Origin of the sequence: Streptomyces sp. NPDC053076, from assembly GCF_044546845.1 — a bacterium.
Lineage (GTDB): Bacteria > Actinomycetota > Actinomycetes > Streptomycetales > Streptomycetaceae > Streptomyces.
In genome coordinates, this window is sequence record NZ_JBITZL010000001.1 from 1,055,752 (window position 1) to 1,081,479 (window position 25,728).

At 73.5% G+C, this 25,728-nt stretch carries 24 protein-coding genes; 9 read left to right on the forward strand and 15 right to left on the reverse strand.

All coding sequences use genetic code 11. From position 1 onward, the window contains the following. The first annotated feature begins 108 nt into the window (after positions 1-108). The 5 genes from ACIGYR_RS04190 (at position 109) to ACIGYR_RS04210 (ending at position 5,494) form a co-directional block, all read left to right on the forward strand. Positions 109-780 (forward strand): succinate dehydrogenase, encoded by a 672-nt coding sequence (locus tag ACIGYR_RS04190; RefSeq protein WP_399602789.1) that lies wholly within the window; start codon positions 109-111, stop codon positions 778-780. 1 nt (position 781) lies between these two features. After that, complete coding sequence (locus tag ACIGYR_RS04195; RefSeq protein ID WP_399602792.1) at positions 782-2,728, forward strand: fumarate reductase/succinate dehydrogenase flavoprotein subunit; 1,947 nt, start codon at positions 782-784, stop codon at positions 2,726-2,728. Beyond that, positions 2,725-3,474, forward strand: coding sequence for a succinate dehydrogenase/fumarate reductase iron-sulfur subunit (locus ACIGYR_RS04200; RefSeq protein ID WP_391837934.1), 750 nt, complete (start codon positions 2,725-2,727; stop codon positions 3,472-3,474). Before ACIGYR_RS04195 ends, ACIGYR_RS04200 begins: the two co-directional genes overlap by 4 nt. 332 nt (positions 3,475-3,806) lie before the next feature. Beyond that, positions 3,807-4,577 carry a GNAT family N-acetyltransferase gene (locus tag ACIGYR_RS04205; RefSeq protein ID WP_399602796.1) on the forward strand — a complete coding sequence of 257 codons (771 nt, stop codon included), beginning with the start codon at positions 3,807-3,809 and terminating at the stop codon, positions 4,575-4,577. Further along, on the forward strand, positions 4,577-5,494 hold the full coding sequence (locus tag ACIGYR_RS04210; protein ID WP_399602799.1) for a lysophospholipid acyltransferase family protein: 918 nt from the start codon (positions 4,577-4,579) through the stop codon (positions 5,492-5,494). Before ACIGYR_RS04205 ends, ACIGYR_RS04210 begins: the two co-directional genes overlap by 1 nt. A gap of 212 nt (positions 5,495-5,706) precedes the next feature. On the opposite strand, the gene ACIGYR_RS04215 is transcribed toward ACIGYR_RS04210, so the two are convergent. From ACIGYR_RS04215 to ACIGYR_RS04225, 3 genes are all read right to left on the reverse strand, one after another. Beyond that, complete coding sequence (locus ACIGYR_RS04215) at positions 5,707-8,037, reverse strand: ATP-binding cassette domain-containing protein (protein ID WP_399602802.1); 2,331 nt, start codon at positions 8,035-8,037, stop codon at positions 5,707-5,709. A gap of 29 nt (positions 8,038-8,066) precedes the next feature. Beyond that, positions 8,067-8,261 carry an antitoxin gene (locus tag ACIGYR_RS04220; RefSeq protein WP_391837926.1) on the reverse strand — a complete coding sequence of 65 codons (195 nt, stop codon included), beginning with the start codon at positions 8,259-8,261 and terminating at the stop codon, positions 8,067-8,069. Positions 8,262-8,335: 74 nt separating this feature from the next. Further along, entirely contained in the window at positions 8,336-9,343 is a 1,008-nt protein-coding gene (locus tag ACIGYR_RS04225; RefSeq protein ID WP_399602805.1) for an LLM class flavin-dependent oxidoreductase, read from the reverse strand. A gap of 71 nt (positions 9,344-9,414) precedes the next feature. On the opposite strand from ACIGYR_RS04225, the gene ACIGYR_RS04230 reads away from it, so the two are divergent. Continuing rightward, positions 9,415-9,906, forward strand: coding sequence for a hypothetical protein (locus ACIGYR_RS04230; protein WP_391837922.1), 492 nt, complete (start codon positions 9,415-9,417; stop codon positions 9,904-9,906). 33 nt (positions 9,907-9,939) lie between these two features. Here ACIGYR_RS04230 and ACIGYR_RS04235 read toward each other — a convergent pair whose 3' ends face one another. After that, entirely contained in the window at positions 9,940-10,155 is a 216-nt protein-coding gene (locus tag ACIGYR_RS04235; RefSeq protein WP_391837920.1) for a dodecin, read from the reverse strand. 211 nt (positions 10,156-10,366) lie between these two features. Here ACIGYR_RS04235 and ACIGYR_RS04240 point away from each other — a divergent pair, with 211 nt between their 5' ends. Beyond that, positions 10,367-11,623: an extracellular solute-binding protein gene (locus ACIGYR_RS04240; protein ID WP_399602810.1), complete on the forward strand. Its 1,257-nt coding sequence runs from the start codon at positions 10,367-10,369 to the stop codon at positions 11,621-11,623. Positions 11,624-11,638: 15 nt separating this feature from the next. Here ACIGYR_RS04240 and egtD read toward each other — a convergent pair whose 3' ends face one another. From egtD to egtA, 4 genes are read right to left on the reverse strand one after another with little or no spacing between them, the layout of a single operon-like run. Further along, entirely contained in the window at positions 11,639-12,601 is a 963-nt protein-coding gene (egtD, locus tag ACIGYR_RS04245; protein WP_391837916.1) for an L-histidine N(alpha)-methyltransferase, read from the reverse strand. After that, complete coding sequence (egtC, locus tag ACIGYR_RS04250) at positions 12,598-13,413, reverse strand: ergothioneine biosynthesis protein EgtC (RefSeq protein WP_391837914.1); 816 nt, start codon at positions 13,411-13,413, stop codon at positions 12,598-12,600. The genes egtD and egtC overlap by 4 nt, the downstream gene beginning before the upstream one ends. Further along, a complete protein-coding gene (gene egtB / locus ACIGYR_RS04255; RefSeq protein WP_391837912.1) occupies positions 13,413-14,750 on the reverse strand; it encodes an ergothioneine biosynthesis protein EgtB in 1,338 nt (445 codons plus the stop codon). The genes egtC and egtB overlap by 1 nt, the downstream gene beginning before the upstream one ends. Beyond that, positions 14,747-16,096: an ergothioneine biosynthesis glutamate--cysteine ligase EgtA gene (gene egtA, locus ACIGYR_RS04260; RefSeq protein ID WP_399602815.1), complete on the reverse strand. Its 1,350-nt coding sequence runs from the start codon at positions 16,094-16,096 to the stop codon at positions 14,747-14,749. Before egtA ends, egtB begins: the two co-directional genes overlap by 4 nt. Positions 16,097-16,372: 276 nt before the next feature. Between egtA and ACIGYR_RS04265 the strand changes: the two genes are divergently transcribed. After that, positions 16,373-17,236: a TIGR02452 family protein gene (locus ACIGYR_RS04265; protein ID WP_391837908.1), complete on the forward strand. Its 864-nt coding sequence runs from the start codon at positions 16,373-16,375 to the stop codon at positions 17,234-17,236. A gap of 94 nt (positions 17,237-17,330) precedes the next feature. Here ACIGYR_RS04265 and ACIGYR_RS04270 read toward each other — a convergent pair whose 3' ends face one another. Beyond that, a complete protein-coding gene (locus ACIGYR_RS04270; RefSeq protein ID WP_399602819.1) occupies positions 17,331-17,819 on the reverse strand; it encodes a type II toxin-antitoxin system PemK/MazF family toxin in 489 nt (162 codons plus the stop codon). A 46-nt stretch (positions 17,820-17,865) separates the two neighbouring features. Then, positions 17,866-18,312: a hypothetical protein gene (locus tag ACIGYR_RS04275; protein ID WP_399602822.1), complete on the reverse strand. Its 447-nt coding sequence runs from the start codon at positions 18,310-18,312 to the stop codon at positions 17,866-17,868. Positions 18,313-18,583: 271 nt separating this feature from the next. On the opposite strand from ACIGYR_RS04275, the gene ACIGYR_RS04280 reads away from it, so the two are divergent. Further along, on the forward strand, positions 18,584-20,164 hold the full coding sequence (locus tag ACIGYR_RS04280; protein ID WP_399602825.1) for a hypothetical protein: 1,581 nt from the start codon (positions 18,584-18,586) through the stop codon (positions 20,162-20,164). 74 nt (positions 20,165-20,238) lie between these two features. Here the strand turns inward: ACIGYR_RS04280 and ACIGYR_RS04285 are convergent, their stop codons facing one another. From ACIGYR_RS04285 to ACIGYR_RS04305, 5 genes are all read right to left on the reverse strand, one after another. Continuing rightward, a complete protein-coding gene (locus ACIGYR_RS04285) occupies positions 20,239-21,726 on the reverse strand; it encodes an SPFH domain-containing protein (protein WP_399602828.1) in 1,488 nt (495 codons plus the stop codon). Between the two features lie 180 nt (positions 21,727-21,906). After that, positions 21,907-22,125 (reverse strand): hypothetical protein, encoded by a 219-nt coding sequence (locus ACIGYR_RS04290; protein ID WP_391837898.1) that lies wholly within the window; start codon positions 22,123-22,125, stop codon positions 21,907-21,909. Positions 22,126-22,151: 26 nt separating this feature from the next. Next, on the reverse strand, positions 22,152-23,576 hold the full coding sequence (locus ACIGYR_RS04295) for an amidase (RefSeq protein ID WP_399602833.1): 1,425 nt from the start codon (positions 23,574-23,576) through the stop codon (positions 22,152-22,154). A 120-nt stretch (positions 23,577-23,696) separates the two neighbouring features. After that, a complete protein-coding gene (locus ACIGYR_RS04300) occupies positions 23,697-24,662 on the reverse strand; it encodes an alpha/beta hydrolase (protein ID WP_399602836.1) in 966 nt (321 codons plus the stop codon). 417 nt (positions 24,663-25,079) lie between these two features. Then, the gene (locus ACIGYR_RS04305; RefSeq protein WP_391837893.1) at positions 25,080-25,637 is read right to left on the reverse strand and encodes an NAD(P)H-dependent oxidoreductase; all 558 of its coding nucleotides are present in this window, start codon (positions 25,635-25,637) and stop codon (positions 25,080-25,082) included. Positions 25,638-25,728 lie beyond the last annotated feature (91 nt).

A 25,728-nucleotide genomic window follows, 5' to 3' on the forward strand; every position in this document is an offset into this window, starting at 1 on the left:
GCTTCGGTCTATGGAAACAAGCTGGACCATGTCTTGGACCGATCGGGTGCCTCGGCCCTAGCGTGCTGTTCCATGGCTCTGGCAACGCGGACGGACCGACGGCCGTCCATGGCACGCACCGTGTGGGACAGCTCCGTCGGCAAGAAGACGGTCATGGCCGTCAGCGGCGTGATCATGCTGCTGTACCTGGTCGCGCACGTCATCGGCAACCTGAAGATCTTCTTCGGCGCGGGGGAGTTCAACCACTACGCGCACTGGCTGCGCACGGTCGGCGAACCCTTCATGCACTACGAGTGGACGCTCTGGCTCGTCCGGATCGTCCTCGTCGCCGCTGTGGTCGCCCACGCCACGTCCGCCTACCAGCTCAGCCGCCGTGACATCAGGGCGCGCCCCAGCAAGTACGTGCACAAGAAGCCGAGGGCGAGCTACGCGACCCGCACCATGCGCTGGGGCGGCATCATCCTCGGGCTCTTCATCGTCTGGCACATCCTGGACCTGACCACCGGCACGGTGCACTCCGGCGGCTTCCAGGAGGGGCACCCCTACCAGAACGTCGTGGACACCTTCTCCACCTGGTACGGCAACCTGATCTACATCGTCGCGATGTTCGCGCTCGGCCTGCACATCCGGCACGGCTTCTGGAGCGCCGCCCAGACCCTCGGCGTCGGCAGCCGCACCCGCGACCGCGCCCTGAAGACCATCGCCGACGTCCTCGCGCTGCTGCTCACGGCCGGCTTCATCGCCGTACCCGTGGGCGTCATGACCGGAGTGGTGAGCTGACATGACGTACACCGACTACGCGACCGGCGCGCCGGTCACCGACTCCAAGGCCCCGTCCGGCCCGATCCACGAGCGCTGGGACAAGCGCCGTTTCGAGGCCAAGCTCGTCAACCCGGCCAACCGGCGCAAGCACACGGTGATCGTGGTGGGCACGGGCCTCGCGGGCGGATCCGCCGGCGCCACCCTCGCCGAACAGGGCTACCACGTCGTCCAGTTCTGCTACCAGGACTCCCCGCGCCGCGCCCACTCCATCGCCGCGCAAGGTGGCATCAACGCGGCGAAGAACTACCGCAACGACGGCGACTCCGTCCACCGGCTGTTCTACGACACCGTCAAGGGCGGCGACTTCCGCGCCCGTGAGCCCAACGTGCACCGGCTCGCGCAGATCTCCGTCGAGATCATCGACCAGTGCGTGGCCCAGGGCGTGCCCTTCGCCCGCGAGTACGGCGGCCTGCTCGACACCCGCTCCTTCGGCGGCGTCCAGGTCTCCCGCACGTTCTACGCCCGCGGCCAGACGGGCCAGCAGCTGCTGCTGGGCGCCTACCAGGCGCTGTCCCGGCAGATCGCCGCCGGGAACGTGGAGATGCATCCGCGCACCGAGATGCTCGACCTGATCGTCGTCGACGGGCGGGCGCGCGGCATCGTCGCGCGGGATCTGATCACCGGGCGGATCGACACCTACTTCGCGGACGCCGTCGTCCTCGCCTCCGGCGGCTACGGCAACGTCTTCTACCTGTCGACGAACGCCATGAACTCCAACGCGACCGCCGTCTGGCGGGCGCACCGGCGCGGCGCCTATTTCGCCAACCCCTGCTTCACCCAGATCCACCCGACCTGCATCCCGCGCACCGGCGACCACCAGTCGAAGCTGACGCTGATGAGCGAGTCGCTGCGCAACGACGGCCGGATCTGGGTGCCCAAGGCGCAGGGCGACACCCGGTCGCCGAACCAGATCCCCGAGGACGAGCGCGACTACTACCTGGAGCGCATCTACCCCTCCTTCGGCAACCTGGTCCCGCGTGACATCGCCTCCCGCGCCGCGAAGAACGTCTGCGACGAGGGCAGGGGAGTGGGCCCCGGCGGACAGGGCGTCTACCTCGACTTCGCCGACGCGATCCAGCGGATGGGACGCAAGGCCGTCGAGGCCAAGTACGGCAACCTCTTCGACATGTACCAGCGGATCACCGACGAGGATCCGTACGAGGTGCCGATGCGGATCTACCCGGCCGTGCACTACACGATGGGCGGGCTGTGGGTCGACTACGACCTCCAGACCACCGTCCCCGGGCTGTTCGCGATCGGCGAGGCCAACTTCTCCGACCACGGCGCCAATCGGCTCGGCGCCTCCGCGCTGATGCAGGGCCTGGCCGACGGGTACTTCGTGCTGCCGGCCACCATCAACGACTACCTGGCCCGCAACCCGCACCAGGACCCGGTCACCACCGGACATCCGGCCGTCCAGGAGGTGCTGGCCGAGACCGAGGACCGGATCAACCTCCTGCTGGCGGTGGACGGCGACCGTACCCCGGACTCCTTCCACCGTGAACTCGGCGAACTGATGTGGGAGTTCTGCGGCATGGCCCGCACCGACTCCGGCCTGCGCAAGGCCCTGGAGCGCATCCCGCAGATCCGCGAGGAGTTCTGGCGCCGGATCAAGGTGCCCGGAACCGGCGAGGAGTTCAACCAGTCGCTGGAGAAGGCCAACCGCATCGTCGACTACCTGGAGCTCGCCGAGCTGATGTGCCTCGACGCGCTGCACCGCGACGAGTCCTGCGGCGGCCACTTCCGCGAGGAGTCGCAGACCCCGGACGGCGAAGCGGCCCGCCGGGACGACACGTTCGCCTACGCGGCGGCCTGGGAGTTCACCGGCACCGGCGAGTCCCCCGTCCTGCACAAGGAAGACCTGGTCTTCGAGTACGTCCACCCCACCCAGCGGAGCTACGCATGAAGCTCACCCTGCGCGTCTGGCGGCAGCAGAACGCCGGCGCCGAAGGAGCGATGTCCACCTACGAGGTGGACGACATCTCGCCCGACATGTCCTTCCTGGAGATGCTGGACGTCCTCAACGAACAGCTCATCCTCTCCGGCGAGGAGCCGGTCGCCTTCGACCACGACTGCCGCGAGGGCATCTGCGGCGCGTGCTCGCTGGTCATCAACGGCGACGCGCACGGGCCGGAGCGCACCACCACCTGCCAGCTGCACATGCGGTCCTTCCGGGACGGCGACACGATCGACATCGAGCCGTGGCGGGCCTCCGCGTTCCCGGTGATCAAGGACCTGGTGGTGGACCGGTCGGCGTTCGACCGGATCATCCAGGCCGGCGGCTACGTCACCGCCCCGACCGGGTCCGCGCCGGAGGCGCACGCCACGCCGGTGCCGAAGGCCGACGCCGATTTCGCGTTCGAACACGCGGAGTGCATCGGGTGCGGGGCGTGCGTGGCCGCGTGTCCCAACGGGGCGGCCATGCTGTTCACCTCCGCCAAGGTCAACCACCTCAACGTGCTGCCCCAGGGGGCGCCCGAGCGGGAGAGCCGGGTGCTGGACATGGTCACGCAGATGGACGCGGAGGGGTTCGGCGGGTGCACGCTCGCCGGCGAGTGCGCCACCGCCTGTCCCAAGGGGATCCCCCTGGTGTCGATCACCCGCATGAACAAGGAGTGGCTGAGGGCCACCCGGAAGGCGGGAAAGCACTGATCGCCGTGCGGGAGCGCGGGAGCTTCGCGGTTGCCCGCGCGGCTCCCCGCGCCCTGCGAGGGGCGTTGCACTGAGCGTTCGCCCGGCAAGGGGCGGGCGGGCGGGGCCGGGAGTGGTGCTCATCCCCGGCCCCGTCTGGTTCCCGGGGTCTCGGCCGCCGCGGCCATGATCTTCGTGACCGAGGACGGCTGACCCCGTCGTTCAGCATCCCCACATCCGCTCTCCTGGCACCGGTCACGCACCGGCCAACCGGCATCGGAAGAACTGGAACGGCGGGCCGTACGCACAGGCCCGCCGCCCTCGCCGAACCGGCCCGTGACCAGGAGAGAGCCATGACCGGCGTTTCGACCCTCGACCGTCCACCGCAGCCCGCGGCACCCACTCGCTACACCGTCACCCTCGCCCGCGACGAGGCCGACGTGCGTGCCGCGCAGCGGCTGCGGCACGACGTCTTCGCCGGGGAGATGGGCGCCCTGCTGGCCACCGCCGAGCCGGGACACGACGTCGACGCCTTCGACGCGTACTGCGACCACCTCCTCGTCCGCGACACGGTGACCGGGCAGGTCGTCGGCACCTACCGGCTGCTCCCGCCGGAGCGGGCCGAGATCGCCGGGCGCCTCTACTCCGAGGGCGAGTTCGATCTCGCCGCGCTCGACGCCATCCGGCCCGGCCTGGTCGAGGTCGGCCGCTCCTGCGTCCACCCCGACCACCGCGACGGCGCCGTCATCGGCCTGATCTGGGCCGGCATAGCCCGCTACATGACCGACCGGGGCCACGAGTGGCTGGCGGGCTGCTGCTCCGTGCCGCTCGCCGACGGCGGCGCCCTCGCCGCCGGCACCTGGGAGCGGGTCCGTGCCAAGCACCTGGCGCCCGCGGAGTTCCGGGTCCGGCCGCGGCTGCCGTGGGTCCCGCAGACCGAGGTCCCGGCCGGCCGCACCGAGCTTCCCGCCCTGCTGCGCGGCTACCTCCGGCTCGGCGCCTGGGTCTGCGGCGAACCCGCGCACGACCCCGACTTCGGTGTCGCCGACCTGTACGTCCTGCTGTCGATGCGCCGGGTCAACCAGCGCTATCTGCGGCACTTCCTCTCCCTCGTCCCGGCCTGATGAGCGTCTGGCTGCCCACCGCGCCCTGCACCCCGGGCGCCTGTGTGGCCCCGGCCCGGGCCGCCGCGGCCGTACCCCGTGCCGTGCTGCGGTTGACCGTGGTCACGGTCCTGGTGCTGGCCGGGATCGTGCCGGCGGTGCTCGTCCGGGGGTGTCCGCCCCTGCGGGGGAGGATCCCCGCCGAGTGGGTCAGGTGGTGGTGCCGGACGATCGTCCGGGCCATCGGGGTCCAGGTCCGCATCACCGGTGCCGCCGCTCCGGCGGGCGGGGTGCTGCTGGTCGCCAACCATGTGTCGTGGCTCGACATCCCGCTGCTCACGGCCGTACGCCCCGCCCGTATGCTCGCTAAGACCGAGGTCCGGCAGTGGCCGGTGGCGGGCGCGCTGGCCGCGCATGGCGGGGTCCTGTTCATCGAACGGGACCGGCTGCGTGCCCTGCCCGGCACGGTCGCCCGGATCGCCGGTGCCCTGCGCGAGGGCGCGGCCGTGACCGCCTTCCCCGAGGGCAGCACCTGGTGCGGGCGCGCGCACGGCCGGTTCCGCCGGGCCGTCTTCCAGGCCGCGCTCGACGCGGGCGTGCCCGTCCAGCCGGTCAGCCTGCGCTACCGGCAGCAGGACGGCGGGCCCGGTACCGCGGCGGCCTTCGTCGGCGAGGACAGCCTGCTGGCCTCGCTGTGGCGGGTGGCCCGGGCCCGGGGTCTGGTCGCCGAGGTGCAGGTCCGGCCGGTGATCCCGCCGGGCGCCCACCCCGACCGCCGTGGCCTGGCCCACGCGGCCCAGCCGACCGCCCCCGAGCCCGCCTGGACCCACGCGGCCCTGGTCGTGAGCGCGCTCGAAGGCCCGCACGACCGGCCCGGCCGGCCGCCGGCGCCCGCCCATGGCGGGCGTGCACAGGTCCTTCAGCTCCCGGCACGCTGACCGCGGCACGGTGTCGAACGGGACCCGCACCCTCCGGCCGGGCCGGACGCGCCGGATCCGGTGGACCTCATGGTCGGTCCCGCCGCGGCGGGACCGACGACGCCGTGCGCACCGTCGAGCCGCCCGACGCTCAGGGCATGATGCGCGCCAGGTACGGCGCGGTGGTGCTGCCGTCCGCCCCGCATGGTGCGTACCGGTGGGCCGCCCGAGGCTCAGGGCATGACCCGCGCCAGGTACGGCGCGGTGGTGCTGCCGTCCGCCCGGGCCACCCGCTCCGGCGGGCCGGCCGCCACGATCCGGCCGCCCCGGTCGCCGCCGCCCGGGCCGAGGTCGATCACCCAGTCGGCGCCCGCGACCACCGTCATGTCGTGCTCGACCACGACGACCGTGTGCCCGGCGTCGACGAGCCCGTGCAGCCGGTCCATCAGCACCTCCACGTCGGCCGGGTGCAGTCCGGTCGTCGGCTCGTCCAGCAGGTAGAGGGTGTGGCCGCGGCGCCCGCGCTGGAGTTCGGTCGCCAGCTTGATCCGCTGAGCCTCCCCGCCGGACAGCTCGGTCGCGGGCTGGCCGAGTCGCAGATAGCCGAGGCCCACGTCGAGCAGGGTGCCCAGGCTCCGGGCGGCGGCCGGGGTGTCCGCGAAGAACTCCGCGGCGGCCTCCACGGTCAGGTCCAGCACCTCGGCGATGTTCCGTCCCCGGTAGGCCACTTGCAACGTCTCGGGCTGGTAGCGGGCGCCCGCGCAGTCCGGGCAGGGCGCGTAGGTGCTCGGCAGGAACAGCAGTTCCACACTCACGAACCCCTCACCCTGGCAGGTCTCGCAGCGCCCTCCCGCCACGTTGAAGGAGAACCGCCCGACCCCGTACCCGCGCGCCCGCGCCTCCTCCGTGCCGGCGAACACCCTCCGTACGACGTCGAACAGGCCCGTGTAGGTGGCCAGGTTGGAGCGCGGGGTGCGTCCGATGGGCTTCTGGTCGACTCGCACCAGCCGTCCGACCCCCGCCACCTCCTGGGTCAGCTCGCCGATGAGCGTGGACTTTCCGGAGCCGGAGACCCCGGTGACGGCGGTGAACACGCCGAGCGGGAACCCGGCCGTCACCGCACGCAGGTTGTGCCGGTTCACCGGACCGACCGTCAGCCAGCCGCGCGGCTCCCGGACGGCACGTGCCGGGCCGGGCGACTCGTCGAAGAGGTACGCGGCCGTCGCCGACTCCTCCACCGAGGCCAGCTCGGCCACCGGCCCGCTGTACAGCACCCGCCCGCCGTGCTCGCCGGCGCCCGGACCCACCTCCACCAGCCAGTCCGCCCCGCGCACCACCTCCAGATGATGCTCCACGACGAACACCGAGTTGCCCGCGGTCTTCAGCCGGTCCAGCACGGTCAGCAGCGCCTCGGTGTCCGCCGGGTGCAGCCCGGCGGACGGCTCGTCCAGTACGTACACCACCCCGAACAGCCCGGAGCGCAACTGGGTGGCGAGCCGGAGCCGTTGCAGCTCGCCCGCGGAGAGCGTCGGGGTGGCCCGGTCCAGGCTCAGATAGCCGAGTCCCAGCTCGACCACGGGCGCGATCCGGGACTTCAGGTCGGCGGTGAGTACCCGGGCGGTCTCGGTGCCGCCGTCGGGCAGCCCCGCGAGGTCGGTCAGCGGCAGCGCGGCCAGCTCGGCGATGGTCCGGCCGCCGTAGGTCACGGCGAGTGCCTCGGGACGCAAACGGCTGCCCCCGCACACCGGGCAGGGCGCGCTGGTCAGGAACCGTTCCGCCTTCGCCCGCAGAGTGGCCGACTTGGTGTCGGCGAACGTCTTCAGCACATACCGGCGGGCGCTCATGTAGGTGCCCTGGTACGGCCGTTGGATGCGGTCCGCGTCCCGGACCGGGTGGACGGTGACGACCGGCTGCTCGTCGGTGAACAGGATCCACTCGCGCTGTTCGGCGGGCAGCTCGCGCCAGGGCCGGTCCACGTCGTAGCCGAGCGCGTCCAGGATGTCCCGCAGGTTCTTGCCCTGCCAGGCGCCCGGCCAAGCCGCGACGGCGCCCTCGCGGACGGACAGCGAGGGGTCCGGCACCAGCAGCTCCTCGGTGGTCCGGTGCACCTGTCCGAGGCCGTGGCACCCGGGGCAGGCGCCGGCCGCCGTGTTGGGCGAGAACGCGTCCGAGTCGAGCCGCTCGGCGCCGGGCGGGTACGTGCCGGCGCGCGAGAACAGCATGCGCAGGGAGTTGGAGAGGTTGGTGACCGTGCCCACCGAGGAGCGCGAGGTGGGGGCCGAACGGCGCTGCTGAAGCGAGACCGCGGGCGGCAGCCCGGTGATCTCGCCGACCTTCGGCGCCCCGACCTGGTGGATCAGCCTGCGCGCGTACGGGGCGACGGACTCGAAGTACCGCCGCTGGGCCTCGGCGTAGACGGTGCCGAACGCCAGGGACGACTTGCCCGAGCCGGAGACGCCGGTGAACACGGCCAGCACGTCGCGGGGGATGTCCACGTCGACGCCCTTGAGGTTGTGCTCTCGGGCGCCGCGGACGCGGACGTACGGGTCATGGGGGCTGTGCATCGGGGGAAAACTCTAGCTGCCCCCGTGCGTTACGCCTGCGGAGGGTTGCCCCGGTCCTGCCGGGTGCCGAACTCGTCCCTCAGCTTGTCCTGGCCGGTGTCGACCTGCGACCGGTACTTGTTCCCGGTGCGCTGGTCGGCGTAGTCGCCGCCCTTGTCGATGCCCTTGTCGGCCATGCCCTCATGGCCCTTGAGCATGCCCTTGATCTTGTCCATGAAGGACATGGCAGCCCTCCTCGTCGCTTGAGACTTGCCCTCCCAGGGTCACCGGCCGGGACCGGGTTCGCATGTGGATCAGATCACCGGCCGGGCGCGAAGAGCGCGGCCAGCCGCCGGTAGGAGTCCAGCAGGGCCGTACGGTCGTAGCTGCTGGTGGTGACGAGCACCTCCTCGGCGCCGGTCTCCTTCAGCACCGTCACCAGCTCGTGGGCGACCTGGTCCTCGGTCCCCGCGATGTGCCCGGCGAGTCCCGACTCGTAGAAGCCGCGTTCCTTCGCGGTCATCGTGCGGGCCTCGACCGACTCCGCGGGGGCGAGCGGCGGAAAGGTGCCGTGGGTGCGGGAGTACGCCGTGGACCAGGACTCGGGGACCAGCAGCCGGCGGGCCTCGGCCTGGCTGCCGGCGACGGCGATCGTGCCGGAGATCACGACATACGGCTCGGCCGCCCAGGGTGACGGGCGGAACAGGGCGCGGTACTGGTCGATGCCGCGGAGCATCTTCTCGCGGTTGCGCAGGTCACCGATGACCATGGGCAGGCCGGCGCGGGCGGCGATCCGCGCGCCCTCGCCCATGGCCAGCACGAACGGCGGAACCGTCAGCCCCTCCGAGGGGCGCGCGTGCACCCCGGTCGGCGAGCCGCCCCTGAACCAGCCCAGCAGTTCCCCGAGCTGCGCCGCGAAGTCCTCGGCGTCTCCCTTGTCCCGGCCGAGCGCCCTGCGCACCCCGTCCGTGAAGCCCACGGAGCGGCCGAGTCCCATGTCGACACGCCCCGGGAACAGCGCCTCCAGCACCCCGAACTGCTCGGCGACGACGAGGGGCTGGTGATTGGGAAGCATGACTCCGCCGGTGCCGACCCGGATGGTGCGGGTGGCCGAGGCGACCGCGGCGGCCAGCACGGTCGGGGCGGAGCCGGCGACGCCGGGCACCCCGTGGTGCTCGGACACCCAGAACCGGTGGTAGCCGAGCGCCTCGGCCTCCCGGGCCAGCGCGACGGTGTCCCGCAGCGCCTCGCCGGGCGGGTGGCCCTCGCGGGTCCGGGAGCGGTCGAGGACGGAGAACCGGGTCGGGGCGATCACTGAGCTGCTCACGAAGGGTTCAACGCCCACCGGGGCCCGGGATTCCCGGGGCCTGCGTCCGGGCGCTGGCTAGGGTGGCCGGTGTGACCGACAGCAGCAGGCGCCCGCTCGCCGTGTTCGACCTCGACAACACGCTCGCCGACACCGCCCACCGGCAGCACTTCCTGGAGGGCCGGCCGCGGAACTGGGCCGCGTTCTTCGCCGCCGCGCCCGAGGACCCGCCGATCGCCGAGGGCGTGACGCTGGCCGTGGAGAGCGCCCGCGCGTGCGAGGTCGTCTACCTCACCGGCCGTCCCGAGCGGTGCCGCCGGGACACGCTGGACTGGCTCGCGGCCCATGGGCTGCCCGAGGGGCGGGTGTACATGCGGAGCAACGCCGACCGCAGGCCGGCCCGGTTCACCAAGCTGGAGATCCTGCGCCGGCTCGCCCAGGACCGCGAGGTCAGGGTGCTGGTGGACGACGACGAGCTGGTGTGCGACGACGCCGAGCGCGCCGGGTTCACGGTGGTGCGGGCCCGCTGGGCCGCGAAGTCGGCCGCGCTGGAGGAGGCGCAGGAGCGGGAGGGGCGCACCTGACCCCGGCCGGGGATCCGCTTCGCGGCGGCCCGCTCAGCCCTCGTCCTCCAGGCGGAAGCCGACCTTCAGTCCTACCTGGTAGTGCTCGATCCGCCCGTTCTCGATCTGGCCGCGGACCTGGATCACCTCGAACCAGTCCAGGTTGCGCAGCGTCTGGTCGGCGCGGGCGATGCCGTTGCGGATGGCCTGGTCGACGCCCTCGTGCGAGGTGCCGACGATCTCGGTGACCCGGTAGGTGTGGTTCGACATTCGGGTGCTCCTCTCGTGTCACGCCGTACTCCACCGTGCCGTATCCGCGCTCCGTTCGCACGGCGTCACGGGTCCGCGGCCAGGAGCGCTTGACCTCCGCATTGGTCCATACCAAAATCCCAGCACACCCGTACGAGCCCGCGCGCTCGTCCCCCCACGTCGGGCCCCCACCCCTGTCCCAGCGCCCCTGCCAGACAGAACAGGACCCCTCGTGAGACGTCGTCTGCTCGCCCTCATCTGTGTCACCGGCTCACTCGTCAGCGGCTGCGGGATGCTTCCCGGCGACCACGAACGCCAGACCGTCACCGTGTGGCTGATGAAAGACAGCGCCTCCCAGGAGTTCCTGGAGCGGTTCACCGAGGACTTCGAGCGCACCCACAAGGACCTGCGCCTCGACATCCGCATCCAGGAGTGGACCGGCATCGTGGAGAAGGTCCGCACCGCGCTCAAGGCGGACTCCGGCGACGGCCCGGACGTCATCGAGGTCGGCAACACCCAGGTGCCGCTGTACGCCGACGGCGGCCGGCTCGCCGACCTCACGCTGGAGTCCATGCGGGACTGGGGCAAGGAGAAGTGGCTGCCCGGCCTCGCCCAGCCCGGCAAGGACGGCAACAAGCAGTACGGCGTCCCCTGGTACGCGGCGAGCCGGGTCGTCATCTACCGCAAGGACCTGTTCGAGCAGGCCGGCATCGCTCGCCCGCCGAAGACCCGCGAGGAATGGCTCGCCGACACCGAGAAGTTCAACTCGGGCGGCGGCCAGGGCATCTACCTCGCCGGACAGGACTGGTACACGCTCGCCGGCTTCGTCTGGGAGGAGGGCGGTGACCTCGCCGAGGAGAAGGACCACGAGTGGCAGGGCAGCCTGGACACCCCGGCCGCGCTGCGCGGCATGGACTTCTACCGGCGGCTCCAGGCCCTGGGCAGGGGGCCCGTGGGCGCCGACGAGGAACACCCTCCCCAGGCAGGGGTGTTCGCCGGCGGCAAGGTCGCCCAGATCATCGCCGTACCCGGGCTCGCCCAGTCGATCGTCCAGAAGAACCCGGGCCTGAAGGACAAGCTCGGCTACTTCCCCGTGCCCGGCCGCAGGGCCGGGCGGCCCGGTGCCGTCTTCACGGGCGGCTCCGACCTGGTCGTCCCGCAGAACACCGGCGACCAGTTCGCCGCCACCACCGTCGTCGGGGCGCTCACCGACGCCAAGTGGGACACCGAACTGGCCCGCACCATGAACTACGTGCCCAACAAGACCACGCTGGCCGGCGCGGTCGCGAGCGAGGAGGGGGTCGCCGCCATGGCCGCGGGCGCGGCACACGGCCGGGCGACCCCCAACACCCCTCAGTGGGCCGACGTGGAGGCCGACAACCCGATCAAGGAGTACATGACCCGGGTGCTGGGCGGCGCGGACGCGGCGACCGAGGCGCGCCGCGCCTCGCGGAAGATCACCGAGGCGCTCGCCCCCGACGGTGGCTGACCCCCCGTGCCCGGGTCACCGCGCCACGCTCAACGACAGCGCGAAGCGGCCCTGCTCGTCCGTCCACCAGTGGGACAGACCCAGGCCGGCCGCGGCCAGTTCGGAGGTCACCCCCTCCCGCCGGAACTTGGCCGACACCTCGGTGCGCAGCTCCTCGCCGGCCGCGAATTCCACGGCGAGGTCCAGCGCGGGCACCTTCACGGTCTGGGCGGTACGAGAGCGCAGCCGCATCTCGATCCACTCCCGCTCCGCGTCCCACAGGGCCACATGGTCGAACCCGTCCAGGTCGAAGTCGGCACCCAGTTCGCGGTCGACCACGGCCAGCACGTTCTTGTTGAACGCGGCCGTCACCCCGGCCGCGTCGTCGTACGCCCGGACCAGCACCCGCTCGTCCTTGACCAGGTCCGTGCCGAGCAGGAGCCCGTCGCCCGGGGCGAGCAGCGAGCGCACGGAGGCCAGGAACCGAGCGCGCTCGGCGGGCAGCAGGTTGCCGAGCGTGCCGCCGAGGAACGCCACCAGCCGGGGGCCGGGCGTGGCGGGCAGGGTCATCGGGGCGGTGAAGTCGGCGATCAGGGCGTGTACGTCGAGGTCCGGGCGCTCCGCGACGAGGGCCTCACCGGCCTGGACGAGGGCGCTCTCGCTGACGTCCACGGGGATGTAGGCGGCGAGCGAGGGGAGCGCCTCGATGAGGTAGCGGGTCTTCTCCGAGGAGCCCGAGCCGAGTTCCACCAGGGTGCGGGCGCCGCTGGCGGCGGCGATCTCACCGGACCGGGCGGCGAGGATCTCCCGCTCGGCGCGTGTGGGGTAGTACTCGGGCAACTCGGTGATCTGCTCGAACAACTCGCTGCCGCGGGCGTCGTAGAACCACTTGGGCGGCAGCCACTTGGGCGTGTCGGTGAGGCCGCCGCGGACGTCGGCGCGCAGCGCGGCGTCCGTCGCGTCCTCGGGGAGCGTGCGGGTGACGTGCAGGGGGCTCAACGGCAGGGCTCCTTCGGTGATGGGGGCTCCCCCGCTCGAGCGGAGCCGAGAGTGGGGGAGGGCGCCGGATACTCCAGCGGGGCGAGCAGCACGCCGGCGCGGCTCGCGGTGAGCACGGTGCGGTCGGGAACCTCCTGCCAGAGCGGGTCGTCGTCGTACGGCTCGGAGGCGACGACCGTGCTCCGGCCGGGCTCCGTGCGGTACCAGAGGGAGTCGCCCCAGGCGGTGGCGGCGATCGTGTCCCCGTCGGTCAGCAACAGGTTGAGACGGGAGGCGGGCGCCGCCCGGGCCAGCAGGCGAACCGGTTCGCCCAGGGCCTGCTCCGGTGCGTCGCCCTTGCGCAGCCGGTGCAGCACCAGCGCCCAGATCAACGCCGAGTCGTTGCGGGCCTGGAGCGACAGCAGGTCGACCGGGGGCAGTGCGGACACCAGGGGCGCCGCCGAGTCCGGCCAGCCCGCGACCGCGCCGTTGTGGCTGAACAGCCACCGCCCGGCCGCGAACGGTGCCGCCGCGGCCTCGGCGTCCGCCCCCGCGAGGGTGGCGTCCCGGACGGCCGCGAGCACGGCGCCCGCGTGTACCACCCGCGCCAGGTCGGCGAAGGACAGGTCGGCCCAGATCGGCCCGGCCCGCCGGTAGCGGGCCGGCACCGGATCCTCCGGCGCGTACCAGCCCACCCCGAAGCCGTCGGCGTTGACCGTGCCGTACCGCTGCCGGCGCGGCGCCCACGACTGGCGGAACAGGCTGTGCGGGGGCTCCACGAGGAGCCGGCCGAGCGGCTCCTTCGGCCCCAGGTAGGCGAGGTGACGGCACATCAGGGGACCTCCGGGCGGGCGGTGCGGAACCCGCAGAAGATCTGCCGGCGGATCGGGTAGTCCCAGTTGCGGAACGTGCCCCGGCAGGCCACCGGGTCCACGGCGAACGAGCCGCCGCGCAGCACCTTGTACTCGGGACCGAAGAAGACCTCCGAGTACTCCTTGTACGGGAAGGCCCGGAAGCCCGGGTAGGGCAGGAAGTCGCTCGCCGTCCACTCCCACACGTCACCGATCAACTGCCGTACGCCCAGAGGCGACTCGCCGGCCGGGTAACTGCCGGCCGGTGCGGGCCCGAGGTGCCGCTGACCCAGGTTGGCGTGTTCGGGCGCCGGGTCGGCGTCACCCCAGGGGTAGCGCCGGGAGCGGCCGGTGGCCGGGTCGAAGCGGGCGGCCTTCTCCCACTCCGTCTCGGTGGGCAGCCGCCGCCCGGCCCAGCGGGCGTAGGCGTCCGCCTCGTACCAGCACACGTGCAGCACCGGCTCGTCGGGCGGTACCGGCTCCGTGATCCCGAACCGGCGCCGCAGCCACTGCCCGCCCTCCCGCCGCCAGAACATCGGGGCGCTCACGGCGTGCTGCCTGATGTGCGCCCAGCCCTCCGGCGCCCACCAGCGCTCGGTGTCGTAGCCGCCGTCCTCGATGAACGCCTGGTACGCCGCGTTCGTCACCGGTGTCGTGTCGATCCAGAACGGCTCCACGTCCCGCGGGTGCGCCGGGCGTTCGTTGTCCAGCGCCCAGGGCTCGTCGGAGGTTCCCATCGTGAACGGGCCGCCGGGGACGAGGACTTCGGCCGGTCCGGTGAACGGCGGGGCCGGATCCGGGTCCGGAGCGGTCAGGGCCCGCGGGCCCCGCCTGAGCTGATGGGTGATCAGCATCGTCTCGTCGTGCTGCTGTTCGTGCTGGGCGATCATTCCGAAGGCGAAACCGGCCTCGGTCAGCCGGCTGCCGTGGAGGTCCGCACCCGCCAGCAGATCCACCACCCGGCCGCGCACCTCGGCCGCGTACCGGCGGGCCTCCTCGGGCGGCAGCAGCGGCAGCGAGGGCCGTTCCGCACGCGGGTGCTCGAAGGCGTCGTACAGGCCGTCGATATCGGGCCGCATCGCCTCCCGGCCGCCGACCGCCCGGAGCAGCCACAGCTCCTCCTGGTTGCCGATGTGCGCCAGGTCCCACACCAGCGGGGACATCAACGGGGAGTGCTGGGCGGTGAGGTCGGGCCCCTCGACACAGCTGGTCAGCAGCGTGGTGCGGTCACGGGCGGTGGTGAGGGAGGCCAGCGCGCGGTCGCGCAGGGCCTCGGTGTCCGTCTCGGGGGTCGTGGGGTCGGTCTCCGGGGCGGTCATGTGCGGATGTCCTTCCTCCCGTCGGCGGTGGGCAAGCCCCCGGACATGGCCGGCCGAGGCCGGTGCTGTTCCCTCGCGGGCAGCCGCTCGAGCAGGTCGTCGGCCGGGCAGCGGCCCCGGGCGACGTAGCGGTCCCGGAAAGCGGCCACCGCGTCGGTGACCCGGGTGGTGGCGCCGAGCCGGGGCAGCGCCTCCAGGGCCGCCGCGAAGCAGGTGTCGGCGGCCTCCCGCAGCTCCGGGTCGGCGAGCCCGTGCCGGGCCGCGTCGACCCACAGCGGGTTGTGCGGGGCGGGCAGGTTCAGGGCCCGCTCGGCGAGCGGTTTCACGGTCCGGTACGCGGTCTCGGCGGCCTCCGGGTCGTCGAACAGCGCCGCCGTCACCGCGAGCGGCACGAGCCAGCCGTCCTCGCCGGGCTGCGCGTCGATCATCCGCAGCTCCAGATGGCCGCGCGGCCGCACCGGCGGGAACAGCGTGGTCAGGTGGTAGTCCAGGTCCGTCCGGGTGGGCGGCCTGGGCGACCGGGAACGGGTCCACTCCCGGAAGGTGAGCCCCTCGGGCACCTCCCACGGGCCGCTGTCGCGGCGGACGCACATCACCGGCGAGTCCAGCACGTGCCGGGTCCAGGCGGCCCGTGGTTCGCCGTGCAGCGACGGACCGCCCGCCCGGCCGGCCCCTATCTCCATCCACATCAGCTGGCGGGTGGACTGCCAGCCCGTGGGCCGCCGACCGAGCAGCGGCGAGTTGGCGAACGCGGCCACCAGGACCGCCCCCAGCTGGTGCGCCAGCCACCAGCGCCGGGCGTGCCCCAGCGGGCCGGGCTCCTCCTGGCCGGCGTCCACGCAGACCTGGACGGAGGCCGAGGCGCACATCATGTGGCGGCCGGCCGGACCGGTGCGGTCCAGGCAGGTCTCCATGGCGTCGTATCGCGGCTCGTGCAGGAATCTGCGGGGCGTGTGCCACGGGTCGTGACCGATGCCGGTGAGGCGCAGACCGTCCTCGGCCAGGAGGGCCCGGACGGTGTCCAGATCGGCGGAGACGGTGTCGACGCACTCCATCAGGGAGGCTGCGGGCGGCGAGCTCAGCTCCAGCTGGCCACCGGGTTCGACGGTGAGCGCCGATCCCAGGGGCACGGTCCGCAACGTGGCGTAGACCGCTTCGAGTCGTTCGGGTGTGACCGGGAGCTGCGGCAGCTCCAGCGAGTGGACGAGCCACTCCAGCTCGACACCGAGTGTGCGCGGCGGGCCGGTCTTGAAGCAGATGCCCCGGACCAGGGCCTCCACCTCGGCCTCGGTGACGGCGGTGCGGTGCCGCGTACAGTCACCACCGTCGCTGTGGGTATCTGACATGTCGGGATCTCCTCCTGAGGTTCCACCATGCCACCGGCCCGCCGTGTCCGCCGGGCCGGGCACTCGTCCTACCCAAGACCTTTCCCGGGAATCGCACAAGGGTGCCCCTGCGGACGTTCAGGATCCGTCACATCCGCTTCCTTGCGTGTTTCCCGGAGCGTTCCGGGCGCGGGAAACTCCGTTGCACCGCATCACCAGCATCACCCACGATGCGTACATGAGCACGACGGGGGAGACCGCGCAGGGTGTGGTCGCGGCGTCCACGGGGGTGGCGCCGTGAGCGCGCGCCTGCGCGGGATCGCCGCGGAGACGGAACAGATCGTGGCCGCGGGCCGGTACCGGGCGCCGGACGGCCGGGAGGTGGCGATCGCCGAAGCGGTCCGGGCCGCACGGTCCGGCACCCGTGTGTTCGGTCCGGCTCCGGTGCCCGTGCCGCCGGCGCCGGCGCACGGGAGCGGCACGGTCTTCGAGGTCACCGGGGAGAGCAGCCTGGAGGCGGCCCGCCGGCTGGCCGGCGCCCCCGTCGCGGTCCTGAACTTCGCCTCGGCCCGGAACCCGGGCGGCGGCTATCTCAACGGCGCGCAGGCCCAGGAAGAGGCCCTGTGCCGCGCCTCCGCGCTGCACACCTGCCTGCTGACGGCCCGCGCCTTCTACGACCACCACCGCACCGACCGCGACCCGTTCTACTCGGACCGGGTGATCCACTCCCCGGCCGTCCCCGTCTTCCGCGACGACCGGGGCCGGCTGCTGCCCGAACCGTTTCCCGCGGGCTTCCTGACGGCCGCCGCCCCCAACGCGGGCGTGGTACGGCGTACGGCGCCGGAGCGGGCGGCCGAGTTGCCCGGCGCCCTGTCGGTCCGGGCCGCACGCGTGCTGGAGACGGCCGCGGCCCACGGCTACCGGCGGCTGGTGCTCGGCGCCTGGGGCTGCGGAGTCTTCCAGAACGACCCGGCGCGGGTCGCGGAAGCCTTCCGGTCGGCGCTGGGGCCGGAGGGCCGGTTCGCGCGCACGTTCGAGCGGGTGGTGTTCGGGGTGCTGGACCGAACCCGGGGAGCGGCGGTACGGGAGGCGTTCGCTCGGGCGTTCCCGGAGTCCCGAGGGGCTGACCCTGCCCAGCGCGTCGTCCAGCTCCAGACGTAGCGTTCGTGCGGCCGGCCGGGGCCGGGGAACGCGGGACGGTCCCGTCGGGGCGGAACGCTCGGGCGCCCGGCCGGGTTCGCGGGGTGCGGGGCGGTCAGGTCCAGCCGTACCGTCCGTGCAGTCGCTGTCGGACCAGGCCGAAGCGCATGCGGTCCAGCGCACACGCCTCCCGGCGCATGCCCTGCTCGTGCAGCCGCAGCACCCGGTCCACGTCCACCCATGAGTCCCGGCCCGACCGGTCCCAGGGCCCGCTGCCGATCGCCACCCATCGGTGCGAGTCCCGGCTCCCCCGGAGCGGGTTCGCCCCGTCCCCTGCCGCGCCGTCATGCCGCTTGCTCGTCAGCTGTACGGCGAGGAAGGTGCCGGCCGCCTCCCGGGCCACGACCAGCACCGGACGGTCCTTGCCCCGGCCGTCGTTCTCCTCGAACGGCACCCAGGTCCACACGATCTCGCCGGGGTCCGGGTCCCCGTCATGGGCCGGGGAGTACTCGGTGCGCACCCGGCCGACCTCGCGCGGGTCCGCCTCGGTGGTGGCGTGGGGGCCGCGCCGACCGGGAACGTTCTCTTCGGTAAACGTGCTCACGGAGGCACCCTAGTGGGCCGCGCAACTCGCCTCCGCCGCCGCAGCGTTACTCCGGTGCGGCGCCGGGGTGTCCGGACGGTGCGCTGCCGGGGCGCGTACCGATCCGCATGCCGGGGCGCCTGCTGTGCGCGGTCAGGTACGTCAGTCCCGCCTCGCCGGCGGCGATACTGCGCGCGGCGCCGTGCGGCAGCCAGACGAGGGTGCCCGCGGTGAGCGGTTCCGTCGCGTCCCCGGACCCCTTGCCGAGCACGCCGTCCCCGGCGAGGACCAGGACCAGCACGTCCAGTTGCGTCTCCGTGTGGGCCGAGACCTGCCCGCCCGGGGCCAGCCGGACCACGTTCGCGTCGAGCTGCCGTTCGCTCTCGGTCAGCTTCCACAGCACACCGGACGGCACCGGCGCCGCCTCGGCCAGCGTGCGGGTTTCGCACAGGACGCGCGGTTCCGGCACCGGGCGGCCGGCCGATCCGGTGCCGGTCGCGGACGGCGGTGTCATCTGGTGTCTCCCTCGGCTCCAGCGTTGCCTGCGCACGCTGCCGAGCCACTGTACCGAGCGGTCGGCGGCCGGGTTCGCGCCCTGCTGGACGGACCGGGCTTCGCGCGGACGAGGAGCTGCTCGGTTCGCACAGCCACCTGCGGGACACAGCGCTGGAGGTCCTCAAGGCAGCACCCTCATCGCCCCGCGCACCGCCTGTTCGTGGCGTGATCCCGTAGGGTCGGCGCCCGGGGGCCGCGAGGGCGGTGCACGCACAGGGGGGACACCGGACATGCCGACACCCGCGGAGATCTGGGAGGAAGCAGACCTGCCGACCCGTCGGCTGGCCGGACTCGCGCTCAACCCGGCCGTGTCGCCGGACATCCTGGTGCGGCTGCTGGCCGACGCTCCGCTCGCCGTACGCATGGTGCTGTGCCGGGACCGCGATCTGCCCGCCGCCGTGGTGGACGCCGTGGTCGCGCACCCCGATGCGCGCACCCGTGGCTTCTTCGCCGTCAACCCCCATGCCGACCCCGCCCAGCGGGCCCGGCTGGTCGACGATCCGGACTGGACCGTCCGCGCCCACCTCACCGAGGGCCCCCGGGTGCACTACCCGGACCGGCCGAGGCCCCTGCCCGACGACACCGTCGTACGCATGATCACCACCTATGACGGCGAGGAGCCGTTGGGCTCGACCGGCTTCTGGCAGCAGATGTCCCAGGAGCTGATCCGGTCCATGCCCGCGCACCCGGTCGCCGCGGTCCGCCGCTGGGGCGTCGGCCCCTGGGGGTCGCTGTCCGCCGAGCGCAGGGCCGCGCTGCTGGCCGACCCGGACGACACGGTGCGCGAGCGGGCTCAGGAACTGGCGCGATGGCAGGACCCGGCGTGGGTGGAGAGCGTGCTGCCCCCGCGACCCTGCCACGGCCGTGCCGACATCCTGCTCAACCGTGCCCTCAGCGCGGCCGTGGTGGAGGGGGTCCTCACGGCACCGGCCGACCCGGACGAGAGGGCGACGATCGCCCTCAACCCCACGCTCCCGCCCGACGCGGTGGTCCGCCTGGCCGCCGACCCGGACCCGAAGGTGCGCGAGCGGATCGCGGGCCGCGCCGAGCTGCGGCCGGCCGAGCGCCGAGCCCTCGTCGCCGACCCCGACCCGCAGGTGCGAAGGGCCGCGGCCCGGCACCCGCGGCTCGGCCCGGACGAACTCCGTGCGCTCGCGGCGGACCCCGACCCGGAGGTACGGCTGGCCGTGTCCGTCCACCCCGCCCTCAGCGAGGAGGAACGCGCGGGCATCGACTACCGGGCGCCGCTGGACCGCCGGTTCGGCTTCCACCCGGCGTCCCGGGAACCCCGCGAGCCCGCCGTCCTGCGCCGAGACGCGCTCTCCGGGCATCCGATGCTGCGCAGGAGAGCCGCGCGGGAGCACACCCTGCCGGCCGACCTGGTGGCCCGTCTGGCCGAGGACGACGACCTGGGCGTCCGCGTCCTGCTGGCCCAGAACCACCCGGACGCCCCCGCGGCACTCCTCCTGCGCAGCTTCCTGGAGTACACCGGCGAGGAACGCGAGCGCCTGCCCGCCCGGCCGAACTTCCCGCGCACCGGACTGGCCCGTCTCGCCGGACACGCGGACCCGGAGGTGCGCGTCCTGGCGGCACGTGACCCGCGGACCGCGCCGGCCGTGGTGGAGCGGCTCACCCGGGACCCCGACCCCGGGGTACGGGCGGCCCTGGCCCGTCACCCGAACCTGCCGGCGCACCGGCTCGCGGAACTCCTCGCCGACCCGGAACTCGCCCACGCCGCCGCCGCGAACCCGGCGCTGGAGCGGGAGACCGTCGACCGGCTGGTACGCACGCACGGCCGGGGCCCGTGGTGAGGGACCCCGGCTGGTACGCACGCAGGGCCGGGGCCCGTGGTGAGGGACCCTGGCCGGGTGGAAGACGGTCCGGCTCAGCCTTCCTGATCCACCGGCACCTTCTGCGGCGGGGGAGCGGCCACTCCGTTGAGCGAGGCTGAAGCGCCGTTTCGGACCTGCCCGTCATCGCCCATCGAGGCGAGCAGCTTTCGGGCGAGGCCCAGCCCCGTACCGCCCATGGTCAGCGCCTTGGCGAACAACTCGCCCATGCCCTCCGCACCGTTGAGGAGCACCATGTTGTCGACGTTGCCGAACGCGGAGGCACCCGCCTGGACGATCTCCGGCCACCTCTCGGCCAGTTGCTGGGCGACGACCGCCTCCTGGTTCTCCGCGAGGGCCGCGGCCCGGGCCTTGATGGCCTCCGCCTCCGCCAGACCCCGGGCCCGGGTCGCCTCGGCCTCCGCCAGGCCCTTCGCCTGCGCGGCGGCGGCCTCCGCCTCACCGGTGGCCCGGGTGGCGGCGGCGCTCGCCGCACCGCGGGTCTTGGTCGACTCGGCCTCGGCCGCCGCGGCGGCCTTCACCCGGGTCGCCTCGGCCACGGCCGCCAGCTCCGTCTCCTTCGCCTTGGCCTGGGCCGCCGAGATCCGCGCGTCGCGCTCGGCCTCGGCCAGTGTCCGCTTCTCGTACGCCGTGGCGTCCGCCGGCTTGCGCACGTCCGCCTGGAGCTGCTGCTCACGCCGGTGCGCCTCCAGCTCGGCGACCCGCGTCTCCTGCACGACGACCTCCTGCCGGGACGCGGCAGCCGCGAGCGGACCGGCCTGCTGGGCCTTGGCCGCCGCCTTGTCCCGCTCGGCCTGGTACCCGGCCTGCAGGATCTCGCTGTCCCGGGTGGCCTCCGACATCCGGGCCGCCGCCTGCTGTTCGGCCTCGGTGGCGAGCCGGTTCGCCTCCGCCTGCGCGATGCGCGCGTCGCGCTGCACGGCGGCGGCGTGCGGCATCGCCAGGTTCTGGATGTAGCCGGTCGGATCCTCGATCTCGTGGATCTGCAACGAGTCCACGATCAGGCCGAGCTTCTCCATCTCCGTACCGCAGGCCGCCCGGGTCTGCCCGGTCAGCTTCTCCCGGTCGCGGATCATGTCCTCGACCGTCAACCCGCCCACGATGGACCGCAGATGACCGGCGAAGACGTTGTGCACCCGCTCCGACATCAGCCTCTGCTGGTCCAGGAACCGGCGGGCGGCGTTCGCGATCGACACGAAGTCGTCGCCCACCTTGAAGATCACCACGCCCCGCACCTTCAGCGGGATGCCCTGGTGCGTCACGCAGTCCACCTGCAACTCGGTCTCGTTCAGGTCCAGCGAGAGCTTGCGCACCGCCTGCACGCCGGGCAGCACCAGCGTGCCGCGCCCGGTGACGATGCGAAAGCCCATGCCGTCCCCGAGGCCCTCGGTGCGGTGCTTGGATCCGGAGATGACAAGCGCCTCGTTCGGCTCGGCGACCCGCCACATCAACTTGAACAGACCGATCAGCACGAGAACGGCAACGACGACCGCCCCCGCAACGACGCCGACCATCATCGGCATACGCCCCCTTTGAATGGTGCCCGTTCGGCACCGAACGAAGGGAGTGTGCGCCTGCCGGGGTCCCGGGTGAAGGCTCTGACGGATCCTTGTTGCAATCTTGACGCACGCCGCTTTCACCTGGGACGCGGCGGGCTCAACTGCCGTGTGCGGCCGTGACGTGGACGGTCGGGACGCGGGGGCTCAACTGTCGTACGCGGCCGTGACGTAGACGGTCCGCGGCGGCAGGTGCTCCACCACCATCACCACCGTGCCGGTGGTGAGCCGGGACGTGCCGTCGGCCGGGTGGGCGAGGAAGTGCTCCGCGCCACCGCGCACCCGCACGATCACCTCACCGACCAGACCGGGCCCGACCGTCCCCGTCACCCGCCCCATCAGCCCGACCATCGACGCGTCGTCCATGGCCCCAGCGTACGGGCGGAACGCCGTCACACGGCCGGACTGGCCGAGGCCGCCTGCCGCGGCGGCCACCGCTCGTACCAGCGCAGCTCCGCCTCCAACTGCGCGGCCAGCGACACCAGGAGCGGCTCGCTCTCGGCCGGACCGAGCAGCTGGGCGCCCACCGGGAGCCCGGACCCGGCGAACCCGGCGGGCACGTTCACCCCCGGCCAGCCCAGCACGTTCCACGGCCAGGCGTACGGGCAGGCGGCGATGATGGCACGGTCCGTGGCCAGCCCCCCGAGCTTGGCGAAGGCCCCGATCCGGGGCGGGGGCATGGCCGTGGTCGGCGCGAGGATCACGTCGTACGACCGGAAGAACGCGCCGATCCGCCGGTGCAGCACCGCCTCCGCGCGCCGGGCGGCCCGGAGCGGGACTCCGCCCAGCAGTCGGCCGAGCCGGGCCGCTTCCCGGGTGCGCGGGTCGAGCAGCGCCGCGTCGGGGGCCTCGCGGGCGCGCTCGGCGATCCCGGCGGTGGCCCGTGGCACGAAGGTCAGCCCGATCTGCCCGTACGGCGGATCCGCCTCCTCGACGACATGGCCCAACCCGGCCAGGTGCTCGGCGAGTTCGACGACCCTGGCGCGGATCTCCGGGTGCAGCCGGGCGGACACGGGGGTGAACGGCGGCTTCAGGGACAGTGCGACGCGCAGCCGGCCCGGGTCGCGGCCGACCGCGTCCGCCACGGTCAGGGCGGCCGGCCGGTGCGGGTCCCGGTCGTGGTTGCCGCTCGCCGCGTCCAGCAGCAGAGCCGCGTCGGCGACCGTGCGGGCGAGGGTGCCGTTCACCGTGATGCCGTGGAAGGACTCGCCGCGCGGCCAGGTCGAGATCCGGCCGCGCTGCGGCTTGATGCCGATCAGATGGGTCCAGGAGGCCGGAATGCGCACCGAACCGGCGCCGTCGGAGCCGAGCGCGGCCGGGACGAGCCCGGCGGCGACGGCGGCGGCCGAACCGCCGGAGGAGCCGCCGGGTGTGTGCCCGGTGTCCCAGGGGTTGCGGGTCTCGCCGAACGCCGGCCCCTCGGTGAACGGCCACTGTCCCAGCTCGCAGGTGTTGGTCTTGCCGACGATCACCGCGCCGGCCGCGCGCAGCCGGCGTACCGCCTCTCCGTCGGCGGCCACCGGCTGGAAGTCCCCCGCGCAGCCGAACGCCGTCGGCTCGCCCGCCACGTCCATGTCGTCCTTCACCGCCACCGGCACCCCGAGCAGCGGGCGCCGCACACCGGCGGCCAACTCCCGGTCGGCGGCGTCTGCTTCGGCGAGGGCCGCCTCGGCGCGCACGATCCGGAAGGCGTTCAGGGTCGGTTGTGTGGCCTCGATCCGGGCCAGGGTCTCCGCCACCAGCGCGCGTGAGGTCACCTCTCCGTCGGCGAGGGCGCGTCGGGTCTCCGCGAGCCCCGCGGCACGGTCGGGCGTCATGGGCGAGCACCTCCGGGAGGCTCCGGGCACGATGTCTACCGAACGGTAACGTCCGAGCGGGGCTCCGCGTACGGTTTTCGCACAGGTGTCGTGCGGGAGGCGGTACGGGAACCCGTGGCCTCACCCCGCCAGCAGCCGCCGGAGCCAGGCGACGCGTGCCGCGCGGGCCGTGCGGGACAGGGCCGCCTCCGGCGCCAGGGCGTCGAAGCCGTGGCAGCCGCCCGGCCAGACGTGGAGTTCGGCCACACCGCCCGCCTGCCAGATGCGGGACGCGTAGCCGACCACCTCGTCCCGGAAGGTCTCCACCGAACCGACGTCCAGGAAGGCCGGGGGCAGACCGGACAGGTCGGTGGCGCGGGCCGGGGCGGCGTACGGCGGGACCCCGGGGCCACCCCGGCGGTCGCCGAGCAGGGCCTTCCACGCGGTCTCGTTGGCGGTGCGGTCCCACAGGCCCAGGCCGGCCATCTGGCGGCTGGAGACGGTGTTGTTGCGGTCGTCCAGCATCGGGCACATCAGCAGCTGGCCGAGCGGGCGCGGGCCCTGCCGGTCGCGGCTGAGCAGGGTGAGCGCCGCGGCCAGACCGCCGCCCGCGCTGGAGCCCGTGACGATGATGCGGTCCGGGTCGCCGCCGATCTCCCGCGCGTGCTCCGCGGTCCACAGCAGCCCGGCGTACGCGTCCTCGACCGGCGCCGGGTACGGGTGTTCGGGCGTGAGCCGGTACTCCACCGACACCACCACCGCGTCCAGTTCGCGCGCCCAGGTCAGGGGTTCGGTCACGCCGGCCCGGTTACTGCCGGCCATCAGTCCGCCACCGTGCGTGTGGTAGAGCACCGGCAGGGCCGCCGTCGCGGACGCGCCCGACGGACGGCACACGAGGAGGGAGACACCGGGCGCGCCCTCGGGGCCGGGAACCGTGCGGTCCTCGGTCTCGAAGGCGCCGTCCATGGTGAGGTCGAGCAGTTCGACGGCCGCGTTTCGCCGGGCCGCAGGGAGGTCGGCCAGGGTGAAACCCGGCCCGATCGCATCCCCGAACTGCTCCAGCGCGGCGGCGAGTTCCTGATCGAGCGGCGGCGGCAGCAGGGGCATGGCTTCTCCTTCCAGGAGTCGTCCGGCGGCCGGGCGCGCGCCGTGGCGGTGCCGGTCGCGCGCGGCGGCGCGCGACCGGCGGTCCGTCGCGGCGCCGCGCCGATGCCGGACGGCTGTACGGTTCACGTCCCGACTACCCCGTCCCGCCCCCAGTGCGACCCGCCACCGCCGCATCCTCCTCCGCGCCCGCTCAAAGCGCCCCGGCCGGCCACGGCTGCTCGCCGGACCACTGCCCGGGGCCGGACTCGCCCGCCGTCCCGGTCCCGAACTCGTGGCGCCGCCCGCACGGCGCCGCCCGCACGGCGCCGCGCGTGCCGGACCGGGACGGGGTGCGCACGCGCGGGACCGGGACGGGGTGCGCACGCGCGGCGGGGGCCGGAGCCATGACGGCTCCGGCCCCCGCGGGTGAGGTACGGCTCAGGCGGCCGCGCCCACGTTGCCGTGCAGACGGGCCACGACCTCGGTCAGCTGGGCGGCGACCTCGGTGTCGTCGGCCGGGTGGGTCTCGGCGAAGCGGGTCAGCGAGCCGGGGATGGACAGCTTGATGTCCTCGATGACCTTGCCGCCGGCGATGCCCACGGCCTTGCGGGTGTCGTCGTGGGCCCACACGCCGCCGTACTGGCCGAAGGCGGTGCCGATCACGGCGACGGGCTTGCCGCCGAAGGCGCCGGCGCCGTACGGGCGGGACAGCCAGTCGATGGCGTTCTTCAGCACGGCCGGGATCGTGCCGTTGTACTCGGGGGAGAAGAGCAGGAAGGCGTCGGCGGCCTGGGCGACCTCGCGCAGCTTCGCGGCGGCGGCCGGGACGTCGCCCTCCACGTCGATGTCCTCGTTGTAGAAGGGGATGTCGGCCAGGCCCTCGTACAGCTCCACCTCGGCGCCCTCCGGCGCGAGCTTCACGGCGGCCTCGGCGAGCTGGCGGTTGTGCGAACCGGCGCGAAGGCTGCCGACGAGCGCGAGGATGCGAACAGACATGGGGACTCTCCAAGGGATGAAACTCACTGGCACGATCCGGACCGAGGTCCGGTTAGATGTCTATCACCCTAAACGGACCGTGGTCCAGTTT